Annotated in this window: 18 protein-coding genes and 2 pseudogenes; 8 read left to right on the forward strand and 12 right to left on the reverse strand. The window is 60.6% G+C overall.

What is annotated here, in order from left to right; genetic code table 11:
• From BVER_RS15070 to BVER_RS15080, 3 genes are all read left to right on the forward strand, one after another.
• The coding region (locus tag BVER_RS15070) for an SDR family NAD(P)-dependent oxidoreductase (protein WP_232316560.1) at positions 1 to 1,163 on the forward strand (1,163 nt) is incomplete at its 5' end.
• Positions 1,164 to 1,168: 5 nt separating this feature from the next.
• Positions 1,169 to 3,064, forward strand: a complete 1,896-nt coding sequence (locus BVER_RS15075; protein WP_050454008.1) for an HAD-IIIA family hydrolase — start codon at positions 1,169 to 1,171, stop codon at positions 3,062 to 3,064.
• A gap of 23 nt (positions 3,065 to 3,087) precedes the next feature.
• Positions 3,088 to 4,044, forward strand: a complete 957-nt coding sequence (locus BVER_RS15080) for a GHMP family kinase ATP-binding protein (RefSeq protein ID WP_232316561.1) — start codon at positions 3,088 to 3,090, stop codon at positions 4,042 to 4,044.
• Positions 4,045 to 4,115: 71 nt separating this feature from the next.
• Here BVER_RS15080 and BVER_RS15085 read toward each other — a convergent pair whose 3' ends face one another.
• The 8 genes from BVER_RS15085 to BVER_RS15120 form a co-directional block, all read right to left on the reverse strand.
• The gene (locus BVER_RS15085; RefSeq protein ID WP_050454010.1) at positions 4,116 to 5,138 is read right to left on the reverse strand and encodes a class I SAM-dependent methyltransferase; all 1,023 of its coding nucleotides are present in this window, start codon (positions 5,136 to 5,138) and stop codon (positions 4,116 to 4,118) included.
• Between the two features lie 352 nt (positions 5,139 to 5,490).
• The gene (locus tag BVER_RS15090; protein WP_050454011.1) at positions 5,491 to 7,644 is read right to left on the reverse strand and encodes a hypothetical protein; all 2,154 of its coding nucleotides are present in this window, start codon (positions 7,642 to 7,644) and stop codon (positions 5,491 to 5,493) included.
• Positions 7,645 to 7,744: 100 nt separating this feature from the next.
• Entirely contained in the window at positions 7,745 to 8,566 is an 822-nt protein-coding gene (locus BVER_RS15095) for a glycosyltransferase family 2 protein (RefSeq protein ID WP_050454012.1), read from the reverse strand.
• A gap of 10 nt (positions 8,567 to 8,576) precedes the next feature.
• Entirely contained in the window at positions 8,577 to 8,933 is a 357-nt protein-coding gene (locus BVER_RS15100) for an SMR family transporter (RefSeq protein ID WP_050454013.1), read from the reverse strand.
• On the reverse strand, positions 8,930 to 9,769 hold the full coding sequence (locus BVER_RS15105) for a sugar phosphate isomerase/epimerase family protein (protein ID WP_050454014.1): 840 nt from the start codon (positions 9,767 to 9,769) through the stop codon (positions 8,930 to 8,932). The genes BVER_RS15100 and BVER_RS15105 overlap by 4 nt, the downstream gene beginning before the upstream one ends.
• Entirely contained in the window at positions 9,766 to 10,560 is a 795-nt protein-coding gene (locus BVER_RS15110; protein ID WP_050454015.1) for an NAD-dependent epimerase/dehydratase family protein, read from the reverse strand. Before BVER_RS15110 ends, BVER_RS15105 begins: the two co-directional genes overlap by 4 nt.
• Entirely contained in the window at positions 10,557 to 11,720 is a 1,164-nt protein-coding gene (locus BVER_RS15115) for an NAD(P)/FAD-dependent oxidoreductase (RefSeq protein ID WP_050454016.1), read from the reverse strand. The genes BVER_RS15110 and BVER_RS15115 overlap by 4 nt, the downstream gene beginning before the upstream one ends.
• The gene (locus tag BVER_RS15120; RefSeq protein WP_232316562.1) at positions 11,720 to 12,712 is read right to left on the reverse strand and encodes a glycosyltransferase; all 993 of its coding nucleotides are present in this window, start codon (positions 12,710 to 12,712) and stop codon (positions 11,720 to 11,722) included. The genes BVER_RS15115 and BVER_RS15120 overlap by 1 nt, the downstream gene beginning before the upstream one ends.
• Before the next feature lie 249 nt (positions 12,713 to 12,961).
• Between BVER_RS15120 and BVER_RS15125 the strand changes: the two genes are divergently transcribed.
• The 5 genes and pseudogenes from BVER_RS15125 (at position 12,962) to BVER_RS36280 (ending at position 18,903) form a co-directional block, all read left to right on the forward strand.
• Entirely contained in the window at positions 12,962 to 13,813 is an 852-nt protein-coding gene (locus BVER_RS15125) for a glycosyltransferase family 2 protein (protein ID WP_050454018.1), read from the forward strand.
• Positions 13,810 to 14,763 carry a UDP-glucose 4-epimerase family protein gene (locus BVER_RS15130; protein WP_050454019.1) on the forward strand — a complete coding sequence of 318 codons (954 nt, stop codon included), beginning with the start codon at positions 13,810 to 13,812 and terminating at the stop codon, positions 14,761 to 14,763. The genes BVER_RS15125 and BVER_RS15130 overlap by 4 nt, the downstream gene beginning before the upstream one ends.
• 126 nt (positions 14,764 to 14,889) lie before the next feature.
• On the forward strand, positions 14,890 to 15,924 hold the full coding sequence (locus BVER_RS15135; protein WP_050454020.1) for an MraY family glycosyltransferase: 1,035 nt from the start codon (positions 14,890 to 14,892) through the stop codon (positions 15,922 to 15,924).
• A gap of 11 nt (positions 15,925 to 15,935) precedes the next feature.
• The gene (locus BVER_RS15140) at positions 15,936 to 17,834 is read left to right on the forward strand and encodes a polysaccharide biosynthesis protein (protein ID WP_050454021.1); all 1,899 of its coding nucleotides are present in this window, start codon (positions 15,936 to 15,938) and stop codon (positions 17,832 to 17,834) included.
• A gap of 23 nt (positions 17,835 to 17,857) precedes the next feature.
• A pseudogene (locus BVER_RS36280) lies at positions 17,858 to 18,903 on the forward strand (glycosyltransferase family protein).
• On the opposite strand, the gene BVER_RS33875 reads toward BVER_RS36280, so the two are convergent.
• The 4 genes and pseudogenes from BVER_RS33875 to BVER_RS15160 all read right to left on the reverse strand — a co-directional run bounded on the left by BVER_RS33875 (position 18,900) and on the right by BVER_RS15160 (position 21,610).
• Complete coding sequence (locus BVER_RS33875) at positions 18,900 to 19,256, reverse strand: LysR substrate-binding domain-containing protein (protein ID WP_232316563.1); 357 nt, start codon at positions 19,254 to 19,256, stop codon at positions 18,900 to 18,902. The pseudogene BVER_RS36280 and the gene BVER_RS33875 sit on opposite strands and share 4 nt — an antisense overlap.
• A complete protein-coding gene (locus BVER_RS33880; protein WP_232316564.1) occupies positions 19,250 to 19,834 on the reverse strand; it encodes a LysR family transcriptional regulator in 585 nt (194 codons plus the stop codon). Before BVER_RS33880 ends, BVER_RS33875 begins: the two co-directional genes overlap by 7 nt.
• Before the next feature lie 131 nt (positions 19,835 to 19,965).
• Positions 19,966 to 20,564, reverse strand: a pseudogene (locus BVER_RS15155) (phosphatase PAP2 family protein).
• Between the two features lie 32 nt (positions 20,565 to 20,596).
• On the reverse strand, positions 20,597 to 21,610 hold the full coding sequence (locus BVER_RS15160) for a GlxA family transcriptional regulator (protein ID WP_232316565.1): 1,014 nt from the start codon (positions 21,608 to 21,610) through the stop codon (positions 20,597 to 20,599).
• Positions 21,611 to 21,946 lie beyond the last annotated feature (336 nt).

A 21,946-nucleotide genomic window follows, 5' to 3' on the forward strand; every position in this document is an offset into this window, starting at 1 on the left:
CATTCTTCATCCATGGCCTGATCGGCGCTTTGTCGTCAAGCACTCAAGGTAGGAGCCCGGTGCCTAAATTGGGCACGCCGGGATCTGTGCGGGGGGTGTTCAGTAATGGACATCCCTACCGCAATCATGTATATGGCGATTCATGCCGTCTTGCCAGTCACCAATATTTGCCGCAGGGCACTCAGGGAGTCGATTCAATGTTGATGTTCGTTACGGGAGCCGCTGGTTTCATCGGTAGTCATCTGGTCGATCGTCTGCTCGCGATGGGACATCAGGTCATCGGCGCAGACAATATGGTGCGCGGCACCGCGGAAAACCTGAACGAGGCAAACAAGAATCCTGCGTTCCGTTTCTATGAAGTCGACCTCGCGAACTCGGAGGATGTCGCACGCGTGCTCCATCCGGTCTTCGAAAAAGAAGCGCAGGTCGACACGGTGTGGCACCTGGCCGCAAATTCGGATATCGCTGCAGGTGTGGCGGACCCGGGCATCGATCTGCGGGATACGTTTCTCACCACTTTCCAGACGTTGGCGCTCGCACGCAAGTTCGACATGCAGAGCTTCGCATTCGCGTCGACTTCGGCTGTGTATGGCGAGACGCCGGAAAAGCTCGTGGAGACGCTTGGCCCGTTGCTGCCGATCTCTGCATATGGCGCGATGAAACTCGCCAGCGAGGCGATCATCAGTGCGGCGGTCGAATCGTTCCTGAAAGGCGCGTGGATTTTCCGTTTTCCGAACGTCGTGGGCAGCCGGGGCACGCATGGCGTCATTCGTGACCTGATCGACAAGTTGCTCAAGGAGCCCGGCGAGCTCGAAGTGCTGGGTAACGGAGAGCAAAAGAAGCCGTACGTGCATGTTCACGATCTGGTGAAAACCATGCTTTTCATTTGGGAAAACGCCAAGGAAAAGCGCGCGCTGTACAACATCGGACCGGAAGACGACGGCGCGCAGGTATCGTTCATCGCCCAGTCGATCGTCGATGTCTCCAAGACCGGCGCAAAGCTGCGTTACACAGGCGGCGATCGAGGCTGGGTCGGCGATGTGCCGCGGTTCAGTTATTCTATCGACAAGCTCACCGCGCTCGGCTGGCGGCCCGCTGACGGTTCGGAAGGTGCGGTGCGCCGCGCAATTGTCGAACTTGCTGCCGAGCGCGGACTGGTCTGACGGGCATGCAAGTCGTCATTCTTGCCGGGGGGCGCGGCACTCGCCTCAAATCGGTCACCGGCGATCTGCCGAAGTCGCTCGTCGATCTCTGCGGTGAGCCGCTGCTGGGGCGTCAACTGGAACTGATCGCCGCCACGCAGACCTGTAACGACGTGTTGATTCTGACCGGCTACGGCGCCGATCAAATTAGCGCCTTTTGCGGTAACGGAGCGCGCTGGAATCTGCGAGTGCGCTGTGTCGCCGAGGAGGACGCGAGAGGCACGGCGGGTGCGGTGCTCGACGCGCGCGAATTGCTCGAACCAACCTTTATCATCATGTATGGCGACACCGTGCTCGACGTAGATCTCGATCGGCTGGTCGCGCATCACGAAGCCGCGCAATCTCAGGCGACGCTATTCCTGCATCCGAACGATCACCCGGCCGATTCCGATCTCGTCGATCTGGACCACGATGGTTTCGTTCGTCAGTTCCGGCCGTATCCGCATCCCGAGGGCGTTGACTATCCGAACATCGTCAATGCGGGGCTGTACGTGCTGGAGCGGGACGCACTCGCCCATCTCGACGGATTGCCGGAGAAGCCCGATTTCGGCAAGCATGTTTTCTCGCGAATGCTGGAGCGCGGCCAACGCATTCTCGGGTATTTGAGCCCCGAATACATCAAAGATGCCGGAACGCCGGAGCGCATTGCGAAAGTGCGCAAGGATTTTGAGAGCGGTCGCGTGTCGCGCATGTCGCTGCGTCATCCCGTGCCTGCCGTGTTTCTCGACCGTGACGGTGTGCTCAACGAAGAGCGCAACCGCATTTCCCGCGTCGAGGACCTGATGTTATTGCCGGGGGCGGCTGCGGCGGTGGCGCGTTTCAATCGCTCCGATTACCGTACGGTGGTCGTCACGAATCAACCGGTCGTCGCGCGCGGCGATTGCACCGAAGCCGACCTTGCACGCATACACGCGAGACTGGACGGGTTGTTGGGCACCGGGCACGCGTTCGTTGATCGACTTTATTACTGCCCCCACCATCCCGATGCGGGCTTCCCCGGCGAAGTGGCCGAGTTGAAGCGCGTGTGCGAATGTCGCAAACCGGCAGCGGGCATGATTCATCAGGCTGCCGCTCACATGAATCTCGACTTGCGTGGGTCGTGGATGATCGGCGATTCCACGTCCGACATTGAGCTGGCAAAGCGTACGGGGCTCCGGTCCATCCTCGTGCGTACCGGGCACGGCGGCCGCGATGCGCGGCACGCGGTGCGGCCGGATTTCGTCGTGGGCGACCTGGCCGAGGCTGCCGAACTCATACTGGATCGCTGGGACGCGCTTTCGGAGAAGGCCAGAGAAGTCGCGTCCGGCATCCATCCGGGGGATGTGATTTTGATCGGCGGCACGGCCCGCTCAGGCAAATCGACGTTCGCATCGGTGCTTTCCATCGTGCTGCGCGACGCGCATCTTTCGACGCTGGTCGTGCCGCTCGACAACTGGTTAAAGAGCGCGGGCGATCGGGGACCGGGCGTGTTGGGACGCTATGACATGCAGCATGCCGAGGAGTGCATCTCGAAGCTGGCTTCGAGGCGTCATACGGTCCTCTCGCCCCGCTATGACGAAATCACGCGTTCGAGCATTCCCGATCAGTTCCGACTGTCGGCCGAGCCGCATGACGTGTTGATCGTCGAGGGATGTACCGCTCTGATGAGCGAGGCCTTGCGCGGAATCGCGGCGAGGAAACTTCACGTGGCCAGCGAAGAGAGCGAGCGTCATCGGCGGTTCGTTGCCGAGTACGAACGGCGTGGCACGGCGGCGGCCGAAATTGCCTCGCTGTATGCCAGCCGCAACGAAGACGAGCTGCCGCTAATCGAATCGAGCAGCGCACACGCGGATCAACGCATTCTGTTTAAAAACGTACCATGATCATAACGAAAACGCCCTTTCGATTGAGCTTCGTTGGCGGTGGCAGCGATATCCCGAGTTACTACCGCGAGCACGGTGGCGCGGTGCTCAGCACGTCCATCGACAAGTTCGTGTATCTGACGCTCAACAAGCGCTTCGATCACTCGATCCGTGTCAGTTATTCTCAAACCGAGGAAGTCGACACAGTCGATCAGATTCAGCATCGTATCGTGAAGGCCGTGCTGACCAAACTCGGCATCGAAGGCGGTCTGGAGATCACGTCGATGGCAGATGTGCCGTCGCGTGGTAGCGGCCTCGGATCCTCGAGTGCGTTCACTGTGGGTTTGCTTCACTGCGCATATACCTACAAGGGCATCTACAAGTCTAAGCACGATCTCGCGGCCGAGGCTTGTCAGATTGAGATCGATATCCTGCAGGAGCCGATTGGCAAGCAGGATCAGTATGGCGCGGCGATGGGCGGCGTCAATTTCATTCGCTTCAACGAAGACGATACGATCGATATCGAGCCTGTCGTGTCGCCGCACGGTGTCATCCAGCAAGTCGAAGACTCGTTGATGATGTTCTACACCGGCATCACACGGTCCGCGTCAGCGATCCTGCAGCAGCAATCCGATGCAATGGCATCCAACGAGCTCAAGCGCCGGACGATGCATCGGATGGTAGAGCTCGCCAGTGTCATGCGTAGCGAGCTGACGGCCTCCAATGTCGGTGCGGTCGGCGAAATTCTTCACGAAAGCTGGAATCTTAAGCGCAGCCTGACTGAAGGTATTTCGAGCGGATTCATCGATGATTGCTACGACGCGGCAATGGCTGCAGGTGCCACTGGCGGCAAGCTTCTCGGTGCGGGCGGTGGAGGCTTCCTGGTATTTTTTGTTCCGAAGGAACGACAGCCCCATGTAAAAGAAGCGCTTTCGCATCTGCGGCTTATCGATTTTCGCTTCGAACGGCAGGGAACGAGCGTGATTTTCTATCACGAATGACGCACACAATCGCGGATCGTGGGCATTTCGCCTGAAAGCCGACGATCCGCGCGGTGCGCCTGCGCGGTGCTTCAGCCGCCGCCTGAGCGACCGCGCGTTTTAAGCCAGCGCAGCGGCGCGGTTATTTTCCAGCATGTCGAGTGAATGGTTTCCACATAAGCTTTTTTATAGTGCTCGGCCTCCTGGCGTGCCGCGCGTGCCTCCTGCTGCAATCGCTGGATTACATCCGTCGGACCATCTCCGCTCTTCGCGATGTCGTGCCAGCTTGTACCGGGGTTTTCGGCAGATGCCGCGTCCGAATGAACAAATGTGTCACTGAGTCGCTTGAGGTGAATATCCAGCCCTGGCGGCGGCTTGCCGTGCAACGTACTATGCAGTCCTCGCGCGACTTGCGTGTCATGACGCAGAACACGTTTGTATAAGTCGCCAATGGTCAGAGAGCGACTGAGAATGTATTGGCATTTCGTGAGTTCGAAGTGTTGGCCATCATGTAAAAAGGCAATCTGCAGCCATGTGTCGTGCCAACCTTGCCGTCCCCATTCCCGAAGCCACCAATCACGATTAAATAGCAGATTGTGCGTCGGATCGGAGCGAAGGCTAATTAGATGGCCGAACGTGTCCCCGCAATAGGGTCCGGCGCCGAGTATCGGCAGCATGTGAAACTGGATTCCCGAACCGCAGACCCGCGTCATTTCAGCGAACGCAGCGTCTTTCACATCAGATGGGAGATGTTCCAGCGAGTGAACAGAGAAAACGACATCGAAATAGTCGTCGGGATAAGGCAAAGACTCCGCGCCCGAGAGTATGACGTTTTCGTGCTCACGGTTGTCAACTGACCAGCTTGAAACGTCGATACCGTGAGCTTCCACGCCGAGATCGTTCAAATGCTTTACGACGATTCCCGTCGCACAGCCTATTTCCAGTACGCGCTTCGGCTGGAAACATTCAATAATGGTTTCCACGATTTCGAAATACGTGCGATTTCGACGTGTCTCCGCCCGGTAATCGCGATAAACAGTGCCTTTCTTCGCACCATCTTCGTAATAGTCCGAGTCAAAGTGCTTGTAGCGGTCCGTATCGGACGGTTCGGTCATGACTTTCCATTCCCCATATCACTAGACGATTATTGGATTGAAATGGTGTTACGACATGTAGCGTTCGTTGCCAGCCGATTCTAACAGCGGAACAGCTTTCTGCTGCTTCTATATGTCTGCTTATGAGCGGCGGCTCACCGAAGACAGATCGCTCTGTCGGGAGCGATAGCTGTCTTCGTATAAACGCCGTCAGGGCGCCTCTGCATCACCAACAAGCTCGATCACTTGAAGGTCAGCGGAATGGCGAACTGCCCGCAATTCGTCAGCCGATCCTGATATGAAAAGGCCAAACCCAGCTTCTGCACGCCTTTAATCTGTTTTACGTTGATCATTGTCGAGAATCCGGACATCGTCAGAGACGGATGCCTGAATAACTCGGCCACGTCACCACGTTCCGTTGGCTGCGTCTCAAAATAGGTTGTGCGTCGGTCAGCGAGACAAATGTGGCGCCGGGCGTTGTTCCTGTTTGGGTGGAGACAGCCAGCCAGCCGCGCACGCTCAAACCGTCCTGTGGGCCGATCGACGACGGGAAGGACTGCGACTGATTAATGGTGTCGATCGAACCTTCGCATTGCAGCGCAAAAGTACTGGCTTGCTTATCGACCCCCATCGCGACTGCTTTTGCAAACTCGGGCGGCCGGACCCGCAACGCCGGAAGATCAATGCGCTGCCATATGGCGCCAAACGTCCGCTGGAAATACCATGCATCCGGCGCTTCGAGCATGATCGCCTTTACTCGCTGGCCGCTCAGATCCATGCGATCCAGAAATGGCGATGCCCAGATGCCGCTCGGTGTATTCAGGATATTCAAACGGTAGTGCTTGATTTCACCCGTGGCCAGACGATATTTGATCGACAGATCGCGACCTCTGAAGAAAAGGTTATTCAGCCGTCCCAATAAGGTGAATTTTAGTTGGGGGACGAGTTTGATCACTCCACCCGGTTTGTTTTCTGGCACCGAGTACCAGTGAGCAAACTCCATACGCTCGGAAGGCAGCGTCACCGGTTGATCGTGGCGGATTTGCCTGTTCTTTTGGAGAAGTATGGCCGGCGCCGCATACCGGACTGAAAAACGATCCACTACGTTGTAGTTTGCAAGGATCGTCGTGCTTGTAAGCGGATCTTCGTTCAGTACGTATTTGCCGTCGATGCCGTCGAACGGATTGCAATCGGCCCGTCGGCAGGCGATTCCCGCAGTCCAGAGCATGTAATCGGGCCGCTGATTGCCGGTAAGGAATTGACGGTTCAATGAATCGAGTTTCGGCGTCAGCGTCATGTAGTTCTGGAACAAAGGACGTTGATGATAGTTTAGTTTATTCGCAAACAGGTATTCATTGTTGTAGGGGTAGACGTCGACACTCGCATTACCGATTTTTTTCAACACATTTTCGGGTAATTTGAAATCTGCATAGACTTTTGCCATTCGATCCGAATAGGGTGTCGACATTTCAATAACGGGCTGAAAAGCGGCATGGGTCACAGCGCCCGGGTAAGCGGGCACGGCAGCAAGATGCGTGAGACAACAAAGCGAGAGAACGAAGCAGATTTTTGCGAAAGCGCGGCCTTCAAAAAGCAGAAAAAGGCTGACGATAATAACCGGCGTGACAAAATAATCGAGATAGTGGTCGGTACGGCTGAAGCCAATCTTGAAGAAGACGAGTTGCAGGCCCAGCGTCGTGAGCCATAGCGTTCGCCGGTAGAGAATCGCGTAGAGGTTGATGATCAGGACAGGCAACAACGCAAAGACGAAGACGTGGCAGTAGTTGATTACCGGAAGCGTCATGTCCACCGAGTTGCCGAAATTGAGTTGGCTGTTAATGACCAGGTAGTCCTTCAAGCTTTGCGCATCATGGAAAATCAGCAGACCTGCGACGATATACGCGCCAATTGCACAGATTCCGAAGCAAAGAAGATCCGTGAGCGTGCCTTTGACCCGGAAGCGGCTAACGAGATAGCTCGCAAAAGTGGCCACGGCGAGCATGCCGTAAAAGAATCGGACGTAGAACGCTACGCCTGACAGAATGCCCAGCGTCACGAGCGCAATGCGTCCAAATCGCCGGGGGGCCTCGTCCACATATTCGACGTAATAGACCGTGACCAACGGCCAGAGGAAAAAGGCGGCCGTTTCCGCGAGCCCATGGACATGAAGGATGATTGCGGCCACAAAGAGGAGGCATGCGCGTGACCGGTAGATCAAAGCTCCGATCGCTGCCCAAAAATATGCAAACACCGATGCGCAAAACACGACGCCTGCCCAATAGGTCATCGTGCTAAAGGCGGGAATCGCCAGCGGCGACGGCGCCGGGCCCGTCACCCAATAGAGCGGCCCATAACTAAAAACGAAATCCTTCGCGCCGTAAAACATCTCGTTCGAGATGTTGATCCATTGTTCGAGATTGTCTTGTGTGGCGGGAATGGCCCGGTATTTGAGTTGGGTTAAGACGGCCGCGAAGACCACAACGAACAGCAGAGTCTCGACCGGATTTTTTCGTGGAAAGTTTTTCATTGTTATCGCCTTGGAGGCGTGTGAGCAGTGGGCTCACCCGGGGGAGATCCGGGAGCTGCTTGACAGGTCTTGCTCCGTTTCAGGAAAGGCCGCGTCTACGTTACGCGTCGACGTTGTACTTCCCAAGACACGCCATGACCAACATCTTCAGCACCGAGTAATTTCCCTTCACACTACTAATCTTCGTCGGTACTTCGCCTTTGGGATAACGCCGTGCCGTCGGCAACTCGACGCACTGGTATCCCAGCTTCGGCGCGCGATACGACAGGTAGACCAGCAACTCGTAGCTCATGAACACATTGCGAAAGATGCCGACTCGCGGATCAAGCAGCATCTTGCGGCTATAAGCGCGAAAGCCCTGCGTGGTGTCCGTCCACGAAAAACCCGAGAACAGACTGAGCATCGGCGCATGAATCAGGCGGATGGCGAGATCGCGTGATTTCGGCGTGTTTTCCGCGACGCCACCCGCCAGAAAGCGCGATGCCTGCACGAAATCGACTCCCACTTCGAGCGCTTCGACGAATCGCGGTATGGCGTCGGGGTCGTCCTTGTCGTTGCCGTCGATGGTGACGATGTGCTCATAGCCATGATCGAGCACGAACGCGTAGGCACAACGCAACTGGGCGCTGAGCTTGCCGGGGCTAGTCTTGAGCAGCAGAGCGCGGACGTCGTGCTGTTGCAGGAACTCCTCCGCCAGCGAACCGTCAGTGCTGCCGCCATCCACGATGACAATATCCGCGATATCGGCGATCTTCAGCGCGCTCATGCGGGCAAGCAAGTTACGGATGCGTTCCCCTTCATTGATCACGGGTATGACGACGCAGGCATCGTGCCGTCGTCCGAGCCAGAGCAGGGTCTTGAAGTCCGGAACCTGCCAACTTGAGCGATCGGCGATGATGGATGGAGTCGAGACGGTATTCATTGAAACCTCGTTACGCGACCCGCATCGTCAGGACGATCACGCCCATGACGATCAGGCCGATGCCCGCACCAGTCGTCCAATGGAACGGCTCGCGGAAAATCAGAACGGAACTGAGCGCCACCGTTGCAATGGCGCCCGACGTGAGAATGGGGTGGGCGACGTTGAGCGGCAGTCGCGCCAACGCTGCCGCGTAAAGCAGAAAAGCCGCGCCATACAGCGCTAGTCCTAGCCAGAAGGGCCAGTTGGTCAACGCGGCGATGGGATCGGCAGGTGAAGGGAATTTGCGCGGCGGCAGCATCGCGAATTTGACGAGCACGCTGGCGGACGCATTCGATGCGATGCCCAGAGCGAGGATGATCCACTTCATCGATTGTGCGCTCCCGCCGCAGCCGCGCCATAGTGCGCAACCGTGGTCTGCAACGCACGCTCGATCGATACGTGATGCGGTTGGTCTTTCGTCGCCACCATCTCGATCGTGACGATGTGATCGGGCAGAAACTCGCGAACCGCACGAGCCGTCGCCACATGATCACAGTTGCCATCGCCGACCGTCACGAGATCCGGCTCGCTTGCATGCACATGGCCGATCGCCGCCGCGCAATCGCGCACGACGTCGAATGGCGTCTCGCCATTGATGGCGATCGCGCCGCTGTCGAGTTGCATGCGGATCGCGGGATGCGCGATCGCTTCCACCACGCGCCGGGTTTCGTCGCTGGTGGTCATGAAATTGGCGCCGTAGCGAGGCGGATTCGGCTCCAGACACACAATGACGTCCTGTTCGGCCGCGAGATCTCCCAGGCGGCGGAAAAACCCCACCGCAATCTCCATCGCCTGTTCATCGTCGAGGCCGTTCCGGTCGCGGTTTTTCGGCGAACCGAATACGAGCCGGGTCGCGCCCGTACCCTGTCCGATGCGGCACACCGCACCGAGATGATCGAGCATGGCCTGCCGGCTCGCGTCATCGCCGAACACGTTCAGTCCGGTCGTGCCGAATAGCAGCGACTGCATGCCCGTCATCTCGATGCCGCGACGTGCCCACCAGTCTTTCACACGCGCCATGTCCGCGGTAGTAGCAACATCGGGCTCCGGAAAATACTTGCTCGGAGCGAAATCGATGGCGTCCACGCCGTAGCGCTGCAGGAGCGCGGCGATGGTCTCGTCTTCGACTACGTCCCACGCGATGTTCGATACCGCGATTCTCATGACGCGCTTCCCTTGTCGGACTTAAGGGTGATTGGCTCCGACTGCGCATATGCGCGCACGGCCAGCACGGTTTCGCGCGAGCTGTACTGGTAACCGTCGGCGCCGCCGAATAGCGCTGCATGACACGTGCGCATGTCGTAACGCGCGGCGGCGTTGCCGGTTTCCTGCGTGAAAGGCTTACCGAAGCCCAGCGTGGAGATCTCCGCGACGCTGATCGGCGCTGCGGTCAAGTGCACGAGCTTGAGGCCCGCGCGCCGCGCCGTCGCGATGTCGTAGGCGAGATTGACCATCGGGTAAAACTGGAACACGCCGCGGCTGTCGATGGAGCCGACGTTGTTGTCGTTCAGGAAATCGAAGATGACATTCTTGCGCAGGCCCGGTCCCACCAGACCCGGTAGCCGCACGATCAGATGATCGGCGAAATGCGACTGCACAAACTTTTCGAGCTTGCGCCGATTCAGACCATAGGCGTGCAGGCCGTCTTCGTCGATCGGCGTGTCTTCGTCCACGTTCAGCGGACTCTTGAACACGTCGACCGTGCTGATGAGCGTGAAATGACGACATTCGACTTGCCGCAACGCGCCGATCAGCGCATCGATGTTGCGCAGATCGGCCTCCGGGTCGCGGTTGGCGATCCACTTCTGCGCCGGTGCGCCGGCGCAGACCACGGTGTCGTAGGACTGTCCGGCAATGTCGCCGATGTTGGTCGAACGGAAGAGCGCCTCGAACGCGTCTTGCATGAGCAACGTGGTTCCGACGAAACCGGTATATCCGATGAGTGCGTTTGTCATCTTGAAAATGTCGATTGAAGAGGTGCGACCGGGGCGTCCAGCGGTTCGGCGTCGAGTTTCTCGAGCACGTCGTAGATGTTGTCGATTTTGCCGCCAAGTACGGAGAAACACCGCGGCAGTCCGGCGTGCCGTTCGAAGAAGATTGGTCGTCCGTCGTCAGTCTCGTTTTTGGTGAGCACCGTTTTGACTTCGAACAGCGAATCGACGTATTTAGCGCCATAAACGGCAGGCATGTAACGTCCGACATCGCGAATCATGCGATCCACCCGCGATTCACGATGATAGTCGCTCAGACGCGCGTACGGATCGATGCCGCGCTCGTCGTTCCAATGGAAGTGGGGCGTGTAACGCACATGCGAAAGCGTGTGCAGGCTGCGCGAAGGAAACGGCATCATCGAGAAGAAGGGGCCGTCCATCACCGTGATGCCGAGATTTTCGAGTTCCGGCGGCGCTTTGATCAGCGCCATTTCAGTTACTTCCTGCTTGAGCTGCGTGCGGGTGCCGGGGAAATCGCCCCCGAACTGGTTTAATCCGCTGTAGGTGCAGTTGAAAACGTAACGCGCGGCGAGCGTAGATGACTTGCCGTCGGCATCGCGGAGTGCGGTTTGCAGGAGATCGCCCGGCATCTGTGAAATCGTTTCCGCGCGAGTACGCAGACGGACCTCGATTCCTTCTTCCGAAATCTCCCGCATGGCCCATGCGGCGAGTTTGCTCGAATCGAAAGCGTATTCGCGTACGAGGAACACGTCTTCGATCAGACGTGGCTCGAACAGTGCGCGCAGCGAAGCATCGGCGCGTTCGAGCTCCGCGCTCGTTTCTCGGCAAAAGCGCTCGAACTGCCTCGCCGTCACCTTCGAATTGCGGCGCGCAATGGCGTATAGCTTGATGAAATTGGTCTTCACCGCCTCGGGCCAGTCGCGCACAAATCGCGGCAGATTGATGCGGCTGCGATATGCGGTCGTGAAACTACGCGGATAGTGATATCCGTTGTGCACGCGTGCCTGATTGTTATACGAAGCGCGCTGCAGCAACGCATGCTCGCGCTCGACGAGACAGACACGGCTGAAGCCGCGCTGACGCGCCAGATAAAGCGCTATGACGGCGCCGTAGAATCCACCGCCGATCACGACTGCGTCATACGGCGAAGTCGACGCGGACATCAGTGGACTCGCTCGGTGCGGCCATCGCCGTGACCAAACGACGCGTCCACTTCCTCGATGTTGAGTTTCTCGCGGCGCGTCATGCGTGCGCTCGTGAACTCCTGACCGACGTGATAGAGCGGTCCTTCGTTGGAGAGACTGGCCATATTGAGGATGTACTCGGCCAGCACGAGCAGCACCAGCGAAATGAGAAAGAACATGCCGGACTGTTGCAACGAAATGCTGACCCAGCCGGGCGCTACATCGGGTTTGAAGAGGCCGATCAGCACGACGTACACCGAGTACACCAGATTCGCGCTCGCGCCGAACATGCAGAGCATGGTGACGAGACGCATCGGCGCGCGCGTGGTCGATACGAGCAGGCGGATACCGCGATCCATGCTTTCGGCGAGCCGCTTCGCGCGCGACTCTTTCGGCGGCGAAGAATATAGCAGCTTTACGCGCGAGAAGCCTCCGGTGAGCGGTAGATGACGATAGGTGATGGCCGGTTGCGGATGCTGGAGAATGAAGTTGATCACCCGTTTGCTGACCAGCCGGTATTGCGGGGCTTCTGCGCCGAATCTCACGCCGCTGCAATAGCGGTACAGCATGTCGAATGCAATGTGTGCCAGCCTGTAGGGCAGACTCTGTGCGGGCCGCTGCTGGTTGTAGGCCAAGACGATGTCTGTGCCGGAGGTCGCCTTTTCGAGCATCGACTCGACAAGCGAGATGTCGTCGAGCATCGGATCGAGCACGACGACGAAATCGCCGAGCGCGTTTTCGACGCCGACCCAGAAGGCGGTGTCCGCATCGACTTCCTTGGTGAGCGCATAGACCTGCAGGTTCGGTTGCCCGGACTCGGAGGTCAGGTCGCGAAGGACCGACACGCTATCGTCCTCGGAGGCATTGTCGACGATGATCAACTCATAATCGCTGACCAGCCGGCTGACCGTTTTCGCGGCTTCGCTCGTCAGTAATTCAATGCGCGCACTCTGATTGCGAACGAGTAACACGACCGAGAGAAAAACAGGAAAAGGCGTCATTTGGATGCATGGCCTGGACCCGGCCGCGGATTGCGAACATAAATGTCGCTAAGTGTAAACGACTGTGAAAATTATTCGTCGAATTGGACGTGCGCCTGCGACAAGATGAGTCCCATCTGGCGATGACCTTTATGGAACAGTCGATTTACGCAACAATCGCGCTTTACCGCTCGCCTGCGTGGCGAGTTGCTTAGCGCACAGCCTTCATCCGGGAACAGAATGCCGTCCATTTCGGCTCCAAGCTGGTCGAGTGCCGACCGCACGTTGAGCGTGTCGGTCGTCGTGTATCGGCCGGATCATCGAATGCTCGACAACACATTGCGCAGTTTGGGCGCCGCGATAAGCGAGCTCGCGACGCGCGGTGGACCTTCCACGGTGTCGCTCTTTCTGATCGACAATGGCGACATGCATGAACGCATCGTACCGCCTGACGCGGCGCGCGTGCCGCCATTTGTACCCGAGTTGATACAGGGCCAAGGCAACGTCGGCTATGGTCGCGGCCACAACCTCGCCATAGAGCGCACGACATCGCGTTATCACCTGATCCTCAACCCCGACATCGAACTCGATGACGACGCACTGTCACGCGCGTTGCAATTTCTCGACGCGAATGAAGATATCGGCCTGCTGACGCCCTATATCCGTGACGAGCACGGCCAGCAACAATTCCTCTGCCGTCGCTACCCCACCGTCATTGACCTTTTCGCACGTGGCTTTCTTCCTGCATCGCTGCGCAAACTCCTCACGGACCGTCTGAACCGCTACGAACTACGCGACGCCATCGACGATACAAGCGTCTTCTGGGCCCCCCCCATCATCAGCGGCTGCTTCATGCTCTTCCGCACCGATGTCCTCAAAAAACTCGGCGGTTTCGATCCGCGCTATTTCATCTACTTCGAGGATTACGACCTGAGCCTGCGCACGCACGAGATCGCGCGCGTCGCCTACGTGCCGTCCGTGCGCGTGCTGCATCATGGCGGCGACGCGGCGCGCAAGGGTTTCGCGCATATCAGGATGTTCATGGCGTCGGCTTGGAAGTTCTTCAACCGGTTCGGCTGGAAGTGGCTATGAGCGAACAAATCGCCGTGACGGGCGCCAATGGCTTCGTCGGCCGCGCGGCGCTGCGGGCATTGCGCGACGCCAGCATGCAAGCCGTCGCCGTGGTGCGCACGTCCGCGTCCGCCGATCCACGCGCCGAAGTCGTGCGCGTGCGCTCGCTCGACGACATCACGCCAGCGACGTTCGCCGGCTGCGAGTCGGTGATCCATCTGGCCGCCCGCGTGCACGTCATGAACGATGCCGCCCGCGATCCGCTCGCCGAATTCCGCGCCACCAACGCCGACGCCACGCTCAAAACCGCCGAAGCCGCCCGCGAGGCCGGTGCGACGCGCTTCGTCTTCGTCAGCAGCATCAAGGCGCTCGGCGACGCCGATTCCGGCCGCCCGCTGAAAGAAACCGACGCCCGCAACCCGCCCGATCCGTACGGAATCTCGAAAGCCGAAGCCGAAGTCATGCTGCAGGCCTTCGGCGCGCGCACCGGCATGGAAATCGTCATCGCGCGGCCGCCGCTGGTCTACGGCCCCGAAGTCCGCGCTAACTTTCTGAGCCTGATGCGCGCCATCGCCCGGGGCATGCCGCTGCCGATCGGTGCCATCGACGCGCGCCGCAGCATGGTCTACGTCGACAATCTGGCAAGCGCGCTCGTCGAATGCGCGACGCATCCGCGGGCGGCGAATCAGCTCTTCCACATCACCGACGGCGAAGATCCCGGCGTGGCGGAACTGGCGCGGCGGCTCGGCCATCATCTGCAGCGGCCCGCGCGCCTGTTGCCGGTGCCCGTCGGCGTGCTGAAGACGCTGGGCAGTCTCACCGGCAAATCCGCTCAGATCGAGCGTCTGACCGGCAGCCTGCAAGTCGATTCGAGCCATATCCGCGATGTGTTAGGCTGGCGGCCGTCGTTTTCGCTCGATTCGGGACTCGCCGCGACCGCCGCGTGGTATCTGAACGCCACGAAGTCGTAAATTGTTGAATATCGAGGCGTTTTAACCTCCCGTAACAACCGATAAGCGCCGGTAACACGCCAAAGACGAATAAACCGGCAAGATCGAGTCTTAAAAAAATCTGCCCTCTGCACCGAAATTTGGGACATGACCCGCCCGCTGTTGCCTTTTCTTGCCGATTCGCCATGGATGGCCGCGCTATGCGTGGCCGCCGCGGCATTCGCCGTCTGCGCGCTGATTCTGCTAACGCTGCTGCGCACCGGCCTCGCGTGGCGGCTCGCCACCGATATCCCCAACGAACGCTCGCTACACACCCGGCCGACGCCGCGCGTGGGCGGCTGGGGCATCGTCCCGACCGGCGTGCTGGCGATGCTGATCGCCGCGCCGTCGCTGTGGCTCGTCGCGGTGCTTGCCGCCTTTCTCGCCGCCGTATCGCAAATCGACGATCGCCGTGGCTTGCCCGCACGCGTGAGGTTCGGCGCGCATGTGCTGGCCGTGATATTGCTCATTGCCATGAATCCCGCGCCGGTGCCGTGGTGGGCGCTGGCCGCAGTCGGCTTCCTGATGGTGTGGCTAACCAACCTCTATAACTTCATGGACGGCTCCGACGGTCTCGCAGGCGGCATGGCGCTGTTCGGTTTCGGCGGCTACGCGGTGGCCGCGCTGACATCGCCGGTGCCACAAATCGCGCTCGGCGTGGCGAGCGGCGCGCTGGCGGGCGCGGCGGCGGGATTTCTGTTGTTCAATTTCCACCCGGCGAAGATATTTTTAGGCGATTCAGGGTCGATTCCCCTAGGATTTCTCGCTGGCGCGCTCGGATATTGGGGCTGGCTCAAGGGCGCATGGCCCGTCTGGTTCCCGGCGCTGGTCTTCGCACCGTTCATCGGCGATGCATCGGTCACGCTGTTGCGGCGTCTTTCGCGTGGCGAAAAATTTTGGCAGGCGCATCGCGAGCATTACTATCAACGCATGGTGCGCCTGGGCGTCGGTCACGCGCGCACGGCGCTGGCCTGGTATGCGCTGATGTTCGCGGGCGTCGCGCTCGCCAATCGCGCGCTGAGCTTACAACTCGCCGGGCAATGGCTCGCCGTGGCGGCGTGGGCAATCGTCATGGTTCTGGCAGGTCTGCTGGTCGATACGTGCTGGCGGCGTCATTGTGCGTCACTCTCTGAACAAGTCTGAGGATAGTGCGGATGAATCGACTCAAAGCTTCGTGGCTGTCCGCTGGCGCGTTCGCCTTCGACCTGTGCGCGGTCGCGGGCGCGTGGCTCGTCGCCTATCTGATTCGCTTCAACGGCTCGGTGCCGCGCGAATTCCTCGATAGCGCGCTGTCTTCTCTCGTGTGGGTTTTGCCGGTCTATGGCGTGATGTTCCGCGTCTTCGGCCTGTATCGCGGCATGTGGGTGTTCGCGAGCCTGCCCGACCTGATGCGCATTTCCAAATCGGTGATCGTCGGCGCGCTGCTGGTGATGATCGGCGCCGTCATGCTGCAACCGCTTCCGGTCATTCCGCGTTCCGTGCTGATCGTCTCGCCGCTGCTGTTGTTTCTCGGCATGGGCGGCGCGCGGGCGTTGTATCGGGCGACGAAGGAGTTCTATCTGTACGGCGGGCTCGTCGGGCAGGGCAAGCCCGTGATCGTGCTCGGCGCGGGCACGGCCGGCGCGATGCTCGCGCGCGAACTCGCCCGTTCCAGCGAATGGCGTCTGGTCGGCCTGCTCGACGACGATCCGTCCAAACAGGGCCGCGAAGTGCTCGGCCACAAGGTGCTCGGCAAGTTCAGCGATCTGCGCGCCGTCGCGGAGCAATACAAGACCGATTACGCGATCATCGCGATTCCGTCGGCATCGGTCGATGAGCAACGGCGCGTCGCCACGCTCTGCGTGCGCGCGGGCGTCAAGGTGATGGTGCTGCCCGCGCTCAATCAGCTGACGCAAGGCGAGGGCGGTTTTCTGTCGCGCGTGCGGCAGATCGATCTGGAAGATCTGCTCGGCCGCGAGCCCGTGAAAATCGACATGCCGCACGTCGAGCAACTGCTGCACGGCCGCGTCGTGATGGTGACGGGCGCGGGCGGTTCGATCGGCTCGGAACTGTGCCGTCAGATTCTGCGTTTCTCGCCCGCGCAACTGGTCGCCTACGATCTCAGCGAATACGCGATGTATCGTCTGATCGAAGAGTTGCACGAGAAATTTCCGGAGTTCTCGGTGATTCCCGTCGTCGGCGACGCGAAGGATTCGCTGCTGCTCGATCAGACGATGGCGCACTTCACGCCGCATATCGTCTTCCACGCGGCCGCCTACAAGCACGTCCCGCTGATGGAAGAGCAGAACGCCTGGCAAGCCGTGCGCAACAACGTGCTCGGCACGCTGCGCGTGGCGCGCGCGGCGATCCGTCACGACGTGCGTCATTTCGTGCTGATTTCCACCGACAAGGCCGTCAACCCGACCAACGTGATGGGCGCGAGCAAGCGTCTCGCGGAGATGGCGTGTCAGGCGCTGCAACAGGCCGCGCCGCGCACGCAGTTCGAAACCGTGCGCTTCGGCAACGTGCTCGGCAGCGCGGGCAGCGTGATCCCGAAGTTCCAGCAGCAGATTGCGCGCGGCGGTCCGGTAACGGTGACGCATCCGGAAATCACGCGCTTTTTCATGACGATTCCCGAAGCCGCGCAACTGGTGTTGCAGGCATCGAGCATGGGACGCGGCGGCGAGATTTTTATTCTCGACATGGGCCAGCCGGTGCGCATCGTCGATCTCGCGCGCGATCTGATTCGCCTCTACGGTTATTCGGAGGAGCAGATTCGCATCAGCTTTACCGGTCTGCGGCCGGGCGAGAAGCTTTACGAGGAACTGCTCGCCGACGACGAAACCACCACGCGCACGCCGCATCCTAAGCTGCGGATCGCGCAGGCGCGGGGCGTGCCGGACAATTTCATCGACGAATTGCTGCCCTGGCTGATGCAGCATCGCGTGCTGTCGGACGATGAAGTGCGGCGCGATCTGCGTCGCTGGGTGCCGGAGTATCAATGCCTGACGTCGCCCAATCTGCAGACCGTGCCGGTCGCGAAGGCGGCGAACGAACGCGGCGCGGCGGGCTGAGTCCGCGCCCGCACGGATCACGCATGACGACACCGCTCGACGACCTTCATGCGCTGACCCATGCGGGTTCGCTGTTGTCGGGCGAGGGCAAGATCGTCGCGCCCTACGATCTCGAAGTATCGGGCGCGAGCACGGCGGGCTACTTTCCGCTCGATGCCATTCATAACGCCGGCCGCGCGCCATTCGCCGCCGACTACGCGCAGGCGCGCGACGTTCGTCTGATCAACGCGTTCGGCGTCACGCTCGGCGATTCCATCATCGGTCTGACGGCGCTGTTCGCGTTGCGCAAGCGCCATCCGTCGCTCGACTTCAGCGTGTATCGGCCCGCGCGCGCGCCGCGTTACGTGCAGCGTCTGTACGAGCTTGCCGCGCCGGCCTTCGGACGCATCGTCGATCTGCCCGTTCCGCTGGCGAGTCTTCCCGCCGATGCATTGAGCATCGATCTCGGCAATCAGTTGTTCTGGCCGCGCTTCGCGTCGATGCCGATGATCGATTTCTTCCTGTGGGCGCTGGGCGTCGCGCCGGAAAGCATCGCCGCCGCCGACAGGCGCAATCGATGGCTCGCGGATCTGCCGCTGCCCGATATCGCGTCTCGCGAGCCGTACGTGCTGTTTGTCCCGACGCCAGCACGCCGGTGCGCAGCATTCCGCACGCGGTTCGCGCGCGCATCGTCGGACGGGTGTGGGATGAATTCGGTCTGCCGGTTCTCGGCTTCGGCGCGGTCGATCATCCGCGTTATCGCGATATCGGCGCGCAATCGCGCGATACGGACGACTTCCTCGCATGGATCCGGCGCGCGCGCTATCTCGTCACGTCCGACACGGCGGCGCTGCATATCGCGGCCGGTTTCGACGTACCGACGACCGCGTGCTTCACGACCATCGCGGCGAATTTGCGTGCGCGGGATTATCCGCGCTGCGCTTGCATCGAGTTCGATCTGCCGCAGTTGCAGGGCATGCACGCGAGCGCGCGCGACGTGGATCTCGCGGCGCTGGAGCGCGCGTATCGCGCATTCGACTGGCGCGCGATGCCGTTCGCGCACGATGCATCGACGGAAAATCTCGCCTAGTCGGCGACGACCGCCGGATGCCGCACCTGAAAGATCGGCAGACGGCTATACAGTTCCGCCACCCAGTCGATGAACACGCGCACGCGGCGCGGCTGATGCCGGTTCGCCGCGTACAGCACCGACACCACGCGCGGATGCGACGGGTAATCCATCAGCACTTCCCTGAGCTTGCCGGCCTTGAGCAGCGGTTCGAGCGTATAGCTCGAACTCTGGATCAGCCCGAGGCCCGCCACGCCCGCCGCGATATAGGTATCGCCGTCGTTTACCGCGATCTTGTGCTTCATCTCGAAGGTGCGCGCCTCGCCGTCGACATCGAATTCCCAGTTGCGCACGCGTCCCGAATGGTTCAGCACGTAGCCGATCGCGTAGTGGTTGTCGAGTTCTCGTCGGGACTCAGCGGTTCGCCGTATTGCTCGATATAACCCGGCGACGCGCAGGTGATCTGCGAATAGGCGCCGATGCGCTTGGCCACCAGCCCGACATCGCCGATCGCGCCGACGCGCACCACGCAATCGACGTTTTCCTCGACGAGATCGACCTGGCGGTCCGTCAGCAGCAACTCGACGCCGATATCCGGATACGCCGCGAAGAACTCCGGCAGCGCGGGAATGATGGTGCTTTTGGCCATCACCGTCGGCAGGCTGACCTTGACGTGGCCTTTCGGATTGAGCTTCGAATGCGACAGCGACGCTTCCATGTCGTCGACTTCGCCGAGCACGCGCACGCAGCGCTCGTAATACGCTTCGCCGTCCTCGGTGATGCTGATGCTGCGCGTCGTGCGATTGATGAGGCGCGCGCCCAGATGCGCCTCGAGCGCTTGCAGCGTGCGCGACACGCTGGCGGGCGGCAGGCGCAACGCGTCGGCGGCCTTGGAAAAGCTGCCGGCTTCGACGACGCACGCGAAGACCTTCATGGCGAAAAAGCGGTCCATGCTGATGATCCGGGATCGATGCCGCGCACGCCGTTCGATGCGACGAGTCCGCAAGCAGCGCGCGAGGCGGGTTGTTCCGATTAACCGTGGATCATACGTGGGATCGCGCAAATGCGCGGTTCAGGCGCGCATCACTCGATGCCGAGTCCCTGGCACACCCACCACGAATAGCGCTCGATCATCGCCTGAAACGGCGCGTGATGGCCGTAGGCGAGCGTCGATACCACCAGCAGCGCGAGACCCGCGAAGGCCGCGCGCGGCATCTTGCGCGGCTGATCGAACACGCGCATCAGCAGCATCAACGAAATGGCCGCGCCCAGCAGCCAGCCGGCGATGACTTCGGCGACCGAATGCGCGTGGATCGCCACGCGGCTCGCGCCGATCGCCGCCGCGAACAGGAGACCGCCCGCCGCGCCCAGCCGATACCAGCCCTTGCCGAAGTTGCCGAGCAGCAATCCGCCCGCGACGGTGTAGATCGACGCGGACAGCATGGTGTGTCCGCTGATCATGCGGAAGTTGATGGCCGAGACTTCCACGCCGCAACCGGCGTAGAGAATCTTCGAGAGGCCGACGAGCGCCATGCCCGCGGCGAGCGAGATGGCCCAGTAGATGCGAGCCGCTTGTCGACCGAACGCAGCCACAGCCCGCAGACGACGGCGAGGGGCAGGGTCAGCGCCGCATCGCCGAAATTGGAAAAAGCCCAGAGGTAAAAGATGATCTTCGAATGCATGCGTATCCGTGAGGGTTACCGTGTGCCAGTTCTCACTGGCTCTCGCTTTTTCGGCGTCCCGCCATCCGGTATTCGGTCGGCGAGATCGACAGGCGCTTGCGAAAGATTTTCGCGAGGCCGTCGCCGCTGCCGGCGCCGCAACGCCGCGCGATCTTGTCCACCGGCAGATCGGTGGCGGCAAGAAGCATACAACTGGCGTCCAGGCGCGCGCGTAACAAATATTCCGATGGCGTCAGACCGATCTGCGCCTTGAAACGCCGCAGAAAATTGCGCTCGCTCATCGCGGCGACGCGGGCCGCATCGGTGATCGAAATCGGCTTCACGTAGTTCTCGCGAATCCAGCGCGCGGCCGCATCGATCTTCTGACGCACGCCGCCGTCGTCGGTATCTTCGAGCACGGTGGCGAATTTCTGCCACGCGCCCGGCACCGTGCGCTCCGACACTTCGCGCGCGACCGCCGCGCCGTGATCGCGCTTGACGATCGACAGCGCCGCCGCGATGGGGCCTTTCGGATCGTCGAGCGTGAGCGTCTGCTCGGCGATGAACAGCGCGCTGGACATCGCCGGCGACAGCGCCGGAGTCAGCGCTTCTTCCGGTTCGTCGGCGAAATCGAGCGAACGGTTCTGCAAGGTCAGATTGGCCGCGGCCAACAGATGCGCGCCGTCGCCGATCGCCTTGATGAACGGAATCTTCGGCGCGACGCGGCCGAGCCGCTTCTTGAGCGCCGCATCGTGACGCGCACGCCCGGCGCCCGGACCGCCCGCGATGAACAGCGCGTCGCACTCGTTCATCCAGCGCGTTTCCAGACTTTCGGTCCAGATGCGCATCGAACAGCTGCTCGCGACGCTGCCGCCTTCGGATGACACGAACTGCAGCGAATAGTTCGGCGAGTCGTGGCCGTCAATGTGCGCCAGCGCGCGTTCGTCGTCGGATGCGCCGAGTTTCACTTCGTTCGCGAGCGAAAATACCTCGGAGATCGAGCTGACTTCGACCAGCGAAAAATCCTCGTAGATCAAGATGCCGATCCGCTTCGCCAGCTTGGCCATCTCGGCGGCGGCGCTTCGGGCTCGGGGGAGCGCACGACCTGCAGCCTGCTCGCGCCATTCGCATATTCCATCGACTTCTCCCTTTCTCCCTGTTCGGCCCGAGTGTCCGCGGCGTGGCCGGCATTCCTTGCCGTGCTGTCCTGTACGAACGCTCGTAGCGGAAAAGTGTGCTTACATGGGTCGCACTATACGCGGCGGCCATGCGATTAGGTAGTGTGCAGAATGATGTGCAAAAACGCTGAGGCGGCAGGAGCGCAGAGGCAGGGGTGGCCGTGGTGTAAGTTGATGAATGTCCAGTTCGTCAACCTGCCCTCGGGAGGGCTTACGCCATGGCCA

The sequence above is a fragment of the Candidatus Burkholderia verschuerenii genome, assembly GCF_001189365.1.
GTDB classification, from domain to species: Bacteria; Pseudomonadota; Gammaproteobacteria; order Burkholderiales; family Burkholderiaceae; genus Caballeronia; species Caballeronia verschuerenii.

Excerpts from the sequence above, each read along its gene's own strand:
- BVER_RS15075 (WP_050454008.1), top strand. The coding sequence starts at position 1,169 with ATGCAAGTCGTCATTCTTGCCGGGGGGCGCGGCACTCGCCTCAAATCG.
- BVER_RS15085 (WP_050454010.1), bottom strand. The coding sequence starts at position 5,138 with ATGACCGAACCGTCCGATACGGACCGCTACAAGCACTTTGACTCGGAC.
- BVER_RS15090 (WP_050454011.1), bottom strand. The coding sequence starts at position 7,644 with ATGAAAAACTTTCCACGAAAAAATCCGGTCGAGACTCTGCTGTTCGTT.
- BVER_RS15095 (WP_050454012.1), bottom strand. The coding sequence starts at position 8,566 with ATGAATACCGTCTCGACTCCATCCATCATCGCCGATCGCTCAAGTTGG.
- BVER_RS15100 (WP_050454013.1), bottom strand. The coding sequence starts at position 8,933 with ATGAAGTGGATCATCCTCGCTCTGGGCATCGCATCGAATGCGTCCGCC.
- BVER_RS15105 (WP_050454014.1), bottom strand. The coding sequence starts at position 9,769 with ATGAGAATCGCGGTATCGAACATCGCGTGGGACGTAGTCGAAGACGAG.
- BVER_RS15110 (WP_050454015.1), bottom strand. The coding sequence starts at position 10,560 with ATGACAAACGCACTCATCGGATATACCGGTTTCGTCGGAACCACGTTG.
- BVER_RS15115 (WP_050454016.1), bottom strand. The coding sequence starts at position 11,720 with ATGTCCGCGTCGACTTCGCCGTATGACGCAGTCGTGATCGGCGGTGGA.
- BVER_RS15125 (WP_050454018.1), top strand. The coding sequence starts at position 12,962 with ATGCCGTCCATTTCGGCTCCAAGCTGGTCGAGTGCCGACCGCACGTTG.
- BVER_RS15130 (WP_050454019.1), top strand. The coding sequence starts at position 13,810 with ATGAGCGAACAAATCGCCGTGACGGGCGCCAATGGCTTCGTCGGCCGC.
- BVER_RS15135 (WP_050454020.1), top strand. The coding sequence starts at position 14,890 with ATGACCCGCCCGCTGTTGCCTTTTCTTGCCGATTCGCCATGGATGGCC.
- BVER_RS15140 (WP_050454021.1), top strand. The coding sequence starts at position 15,936 with ATGAATCGACTCAAAGCTTCGTGGCTGTCCGCTGGCGCGTTCGCCTTC.
- BVER_RS33880 (WP_232316564.1), bottom strand. The coding sequence starts at position 19,834 with ATGGACCGCTTTTTCGCCATGAAGGTCTTCGCGTGCGTCGTCGAAGCC.
- BVER_RS15160 (WP_232316565.1), bottom strand. The coding sequence starts at position 21,610 with ATGGCCAAGCTGGCGAAGCGGATCGGCATCTTGATCTACGAGGATTTT.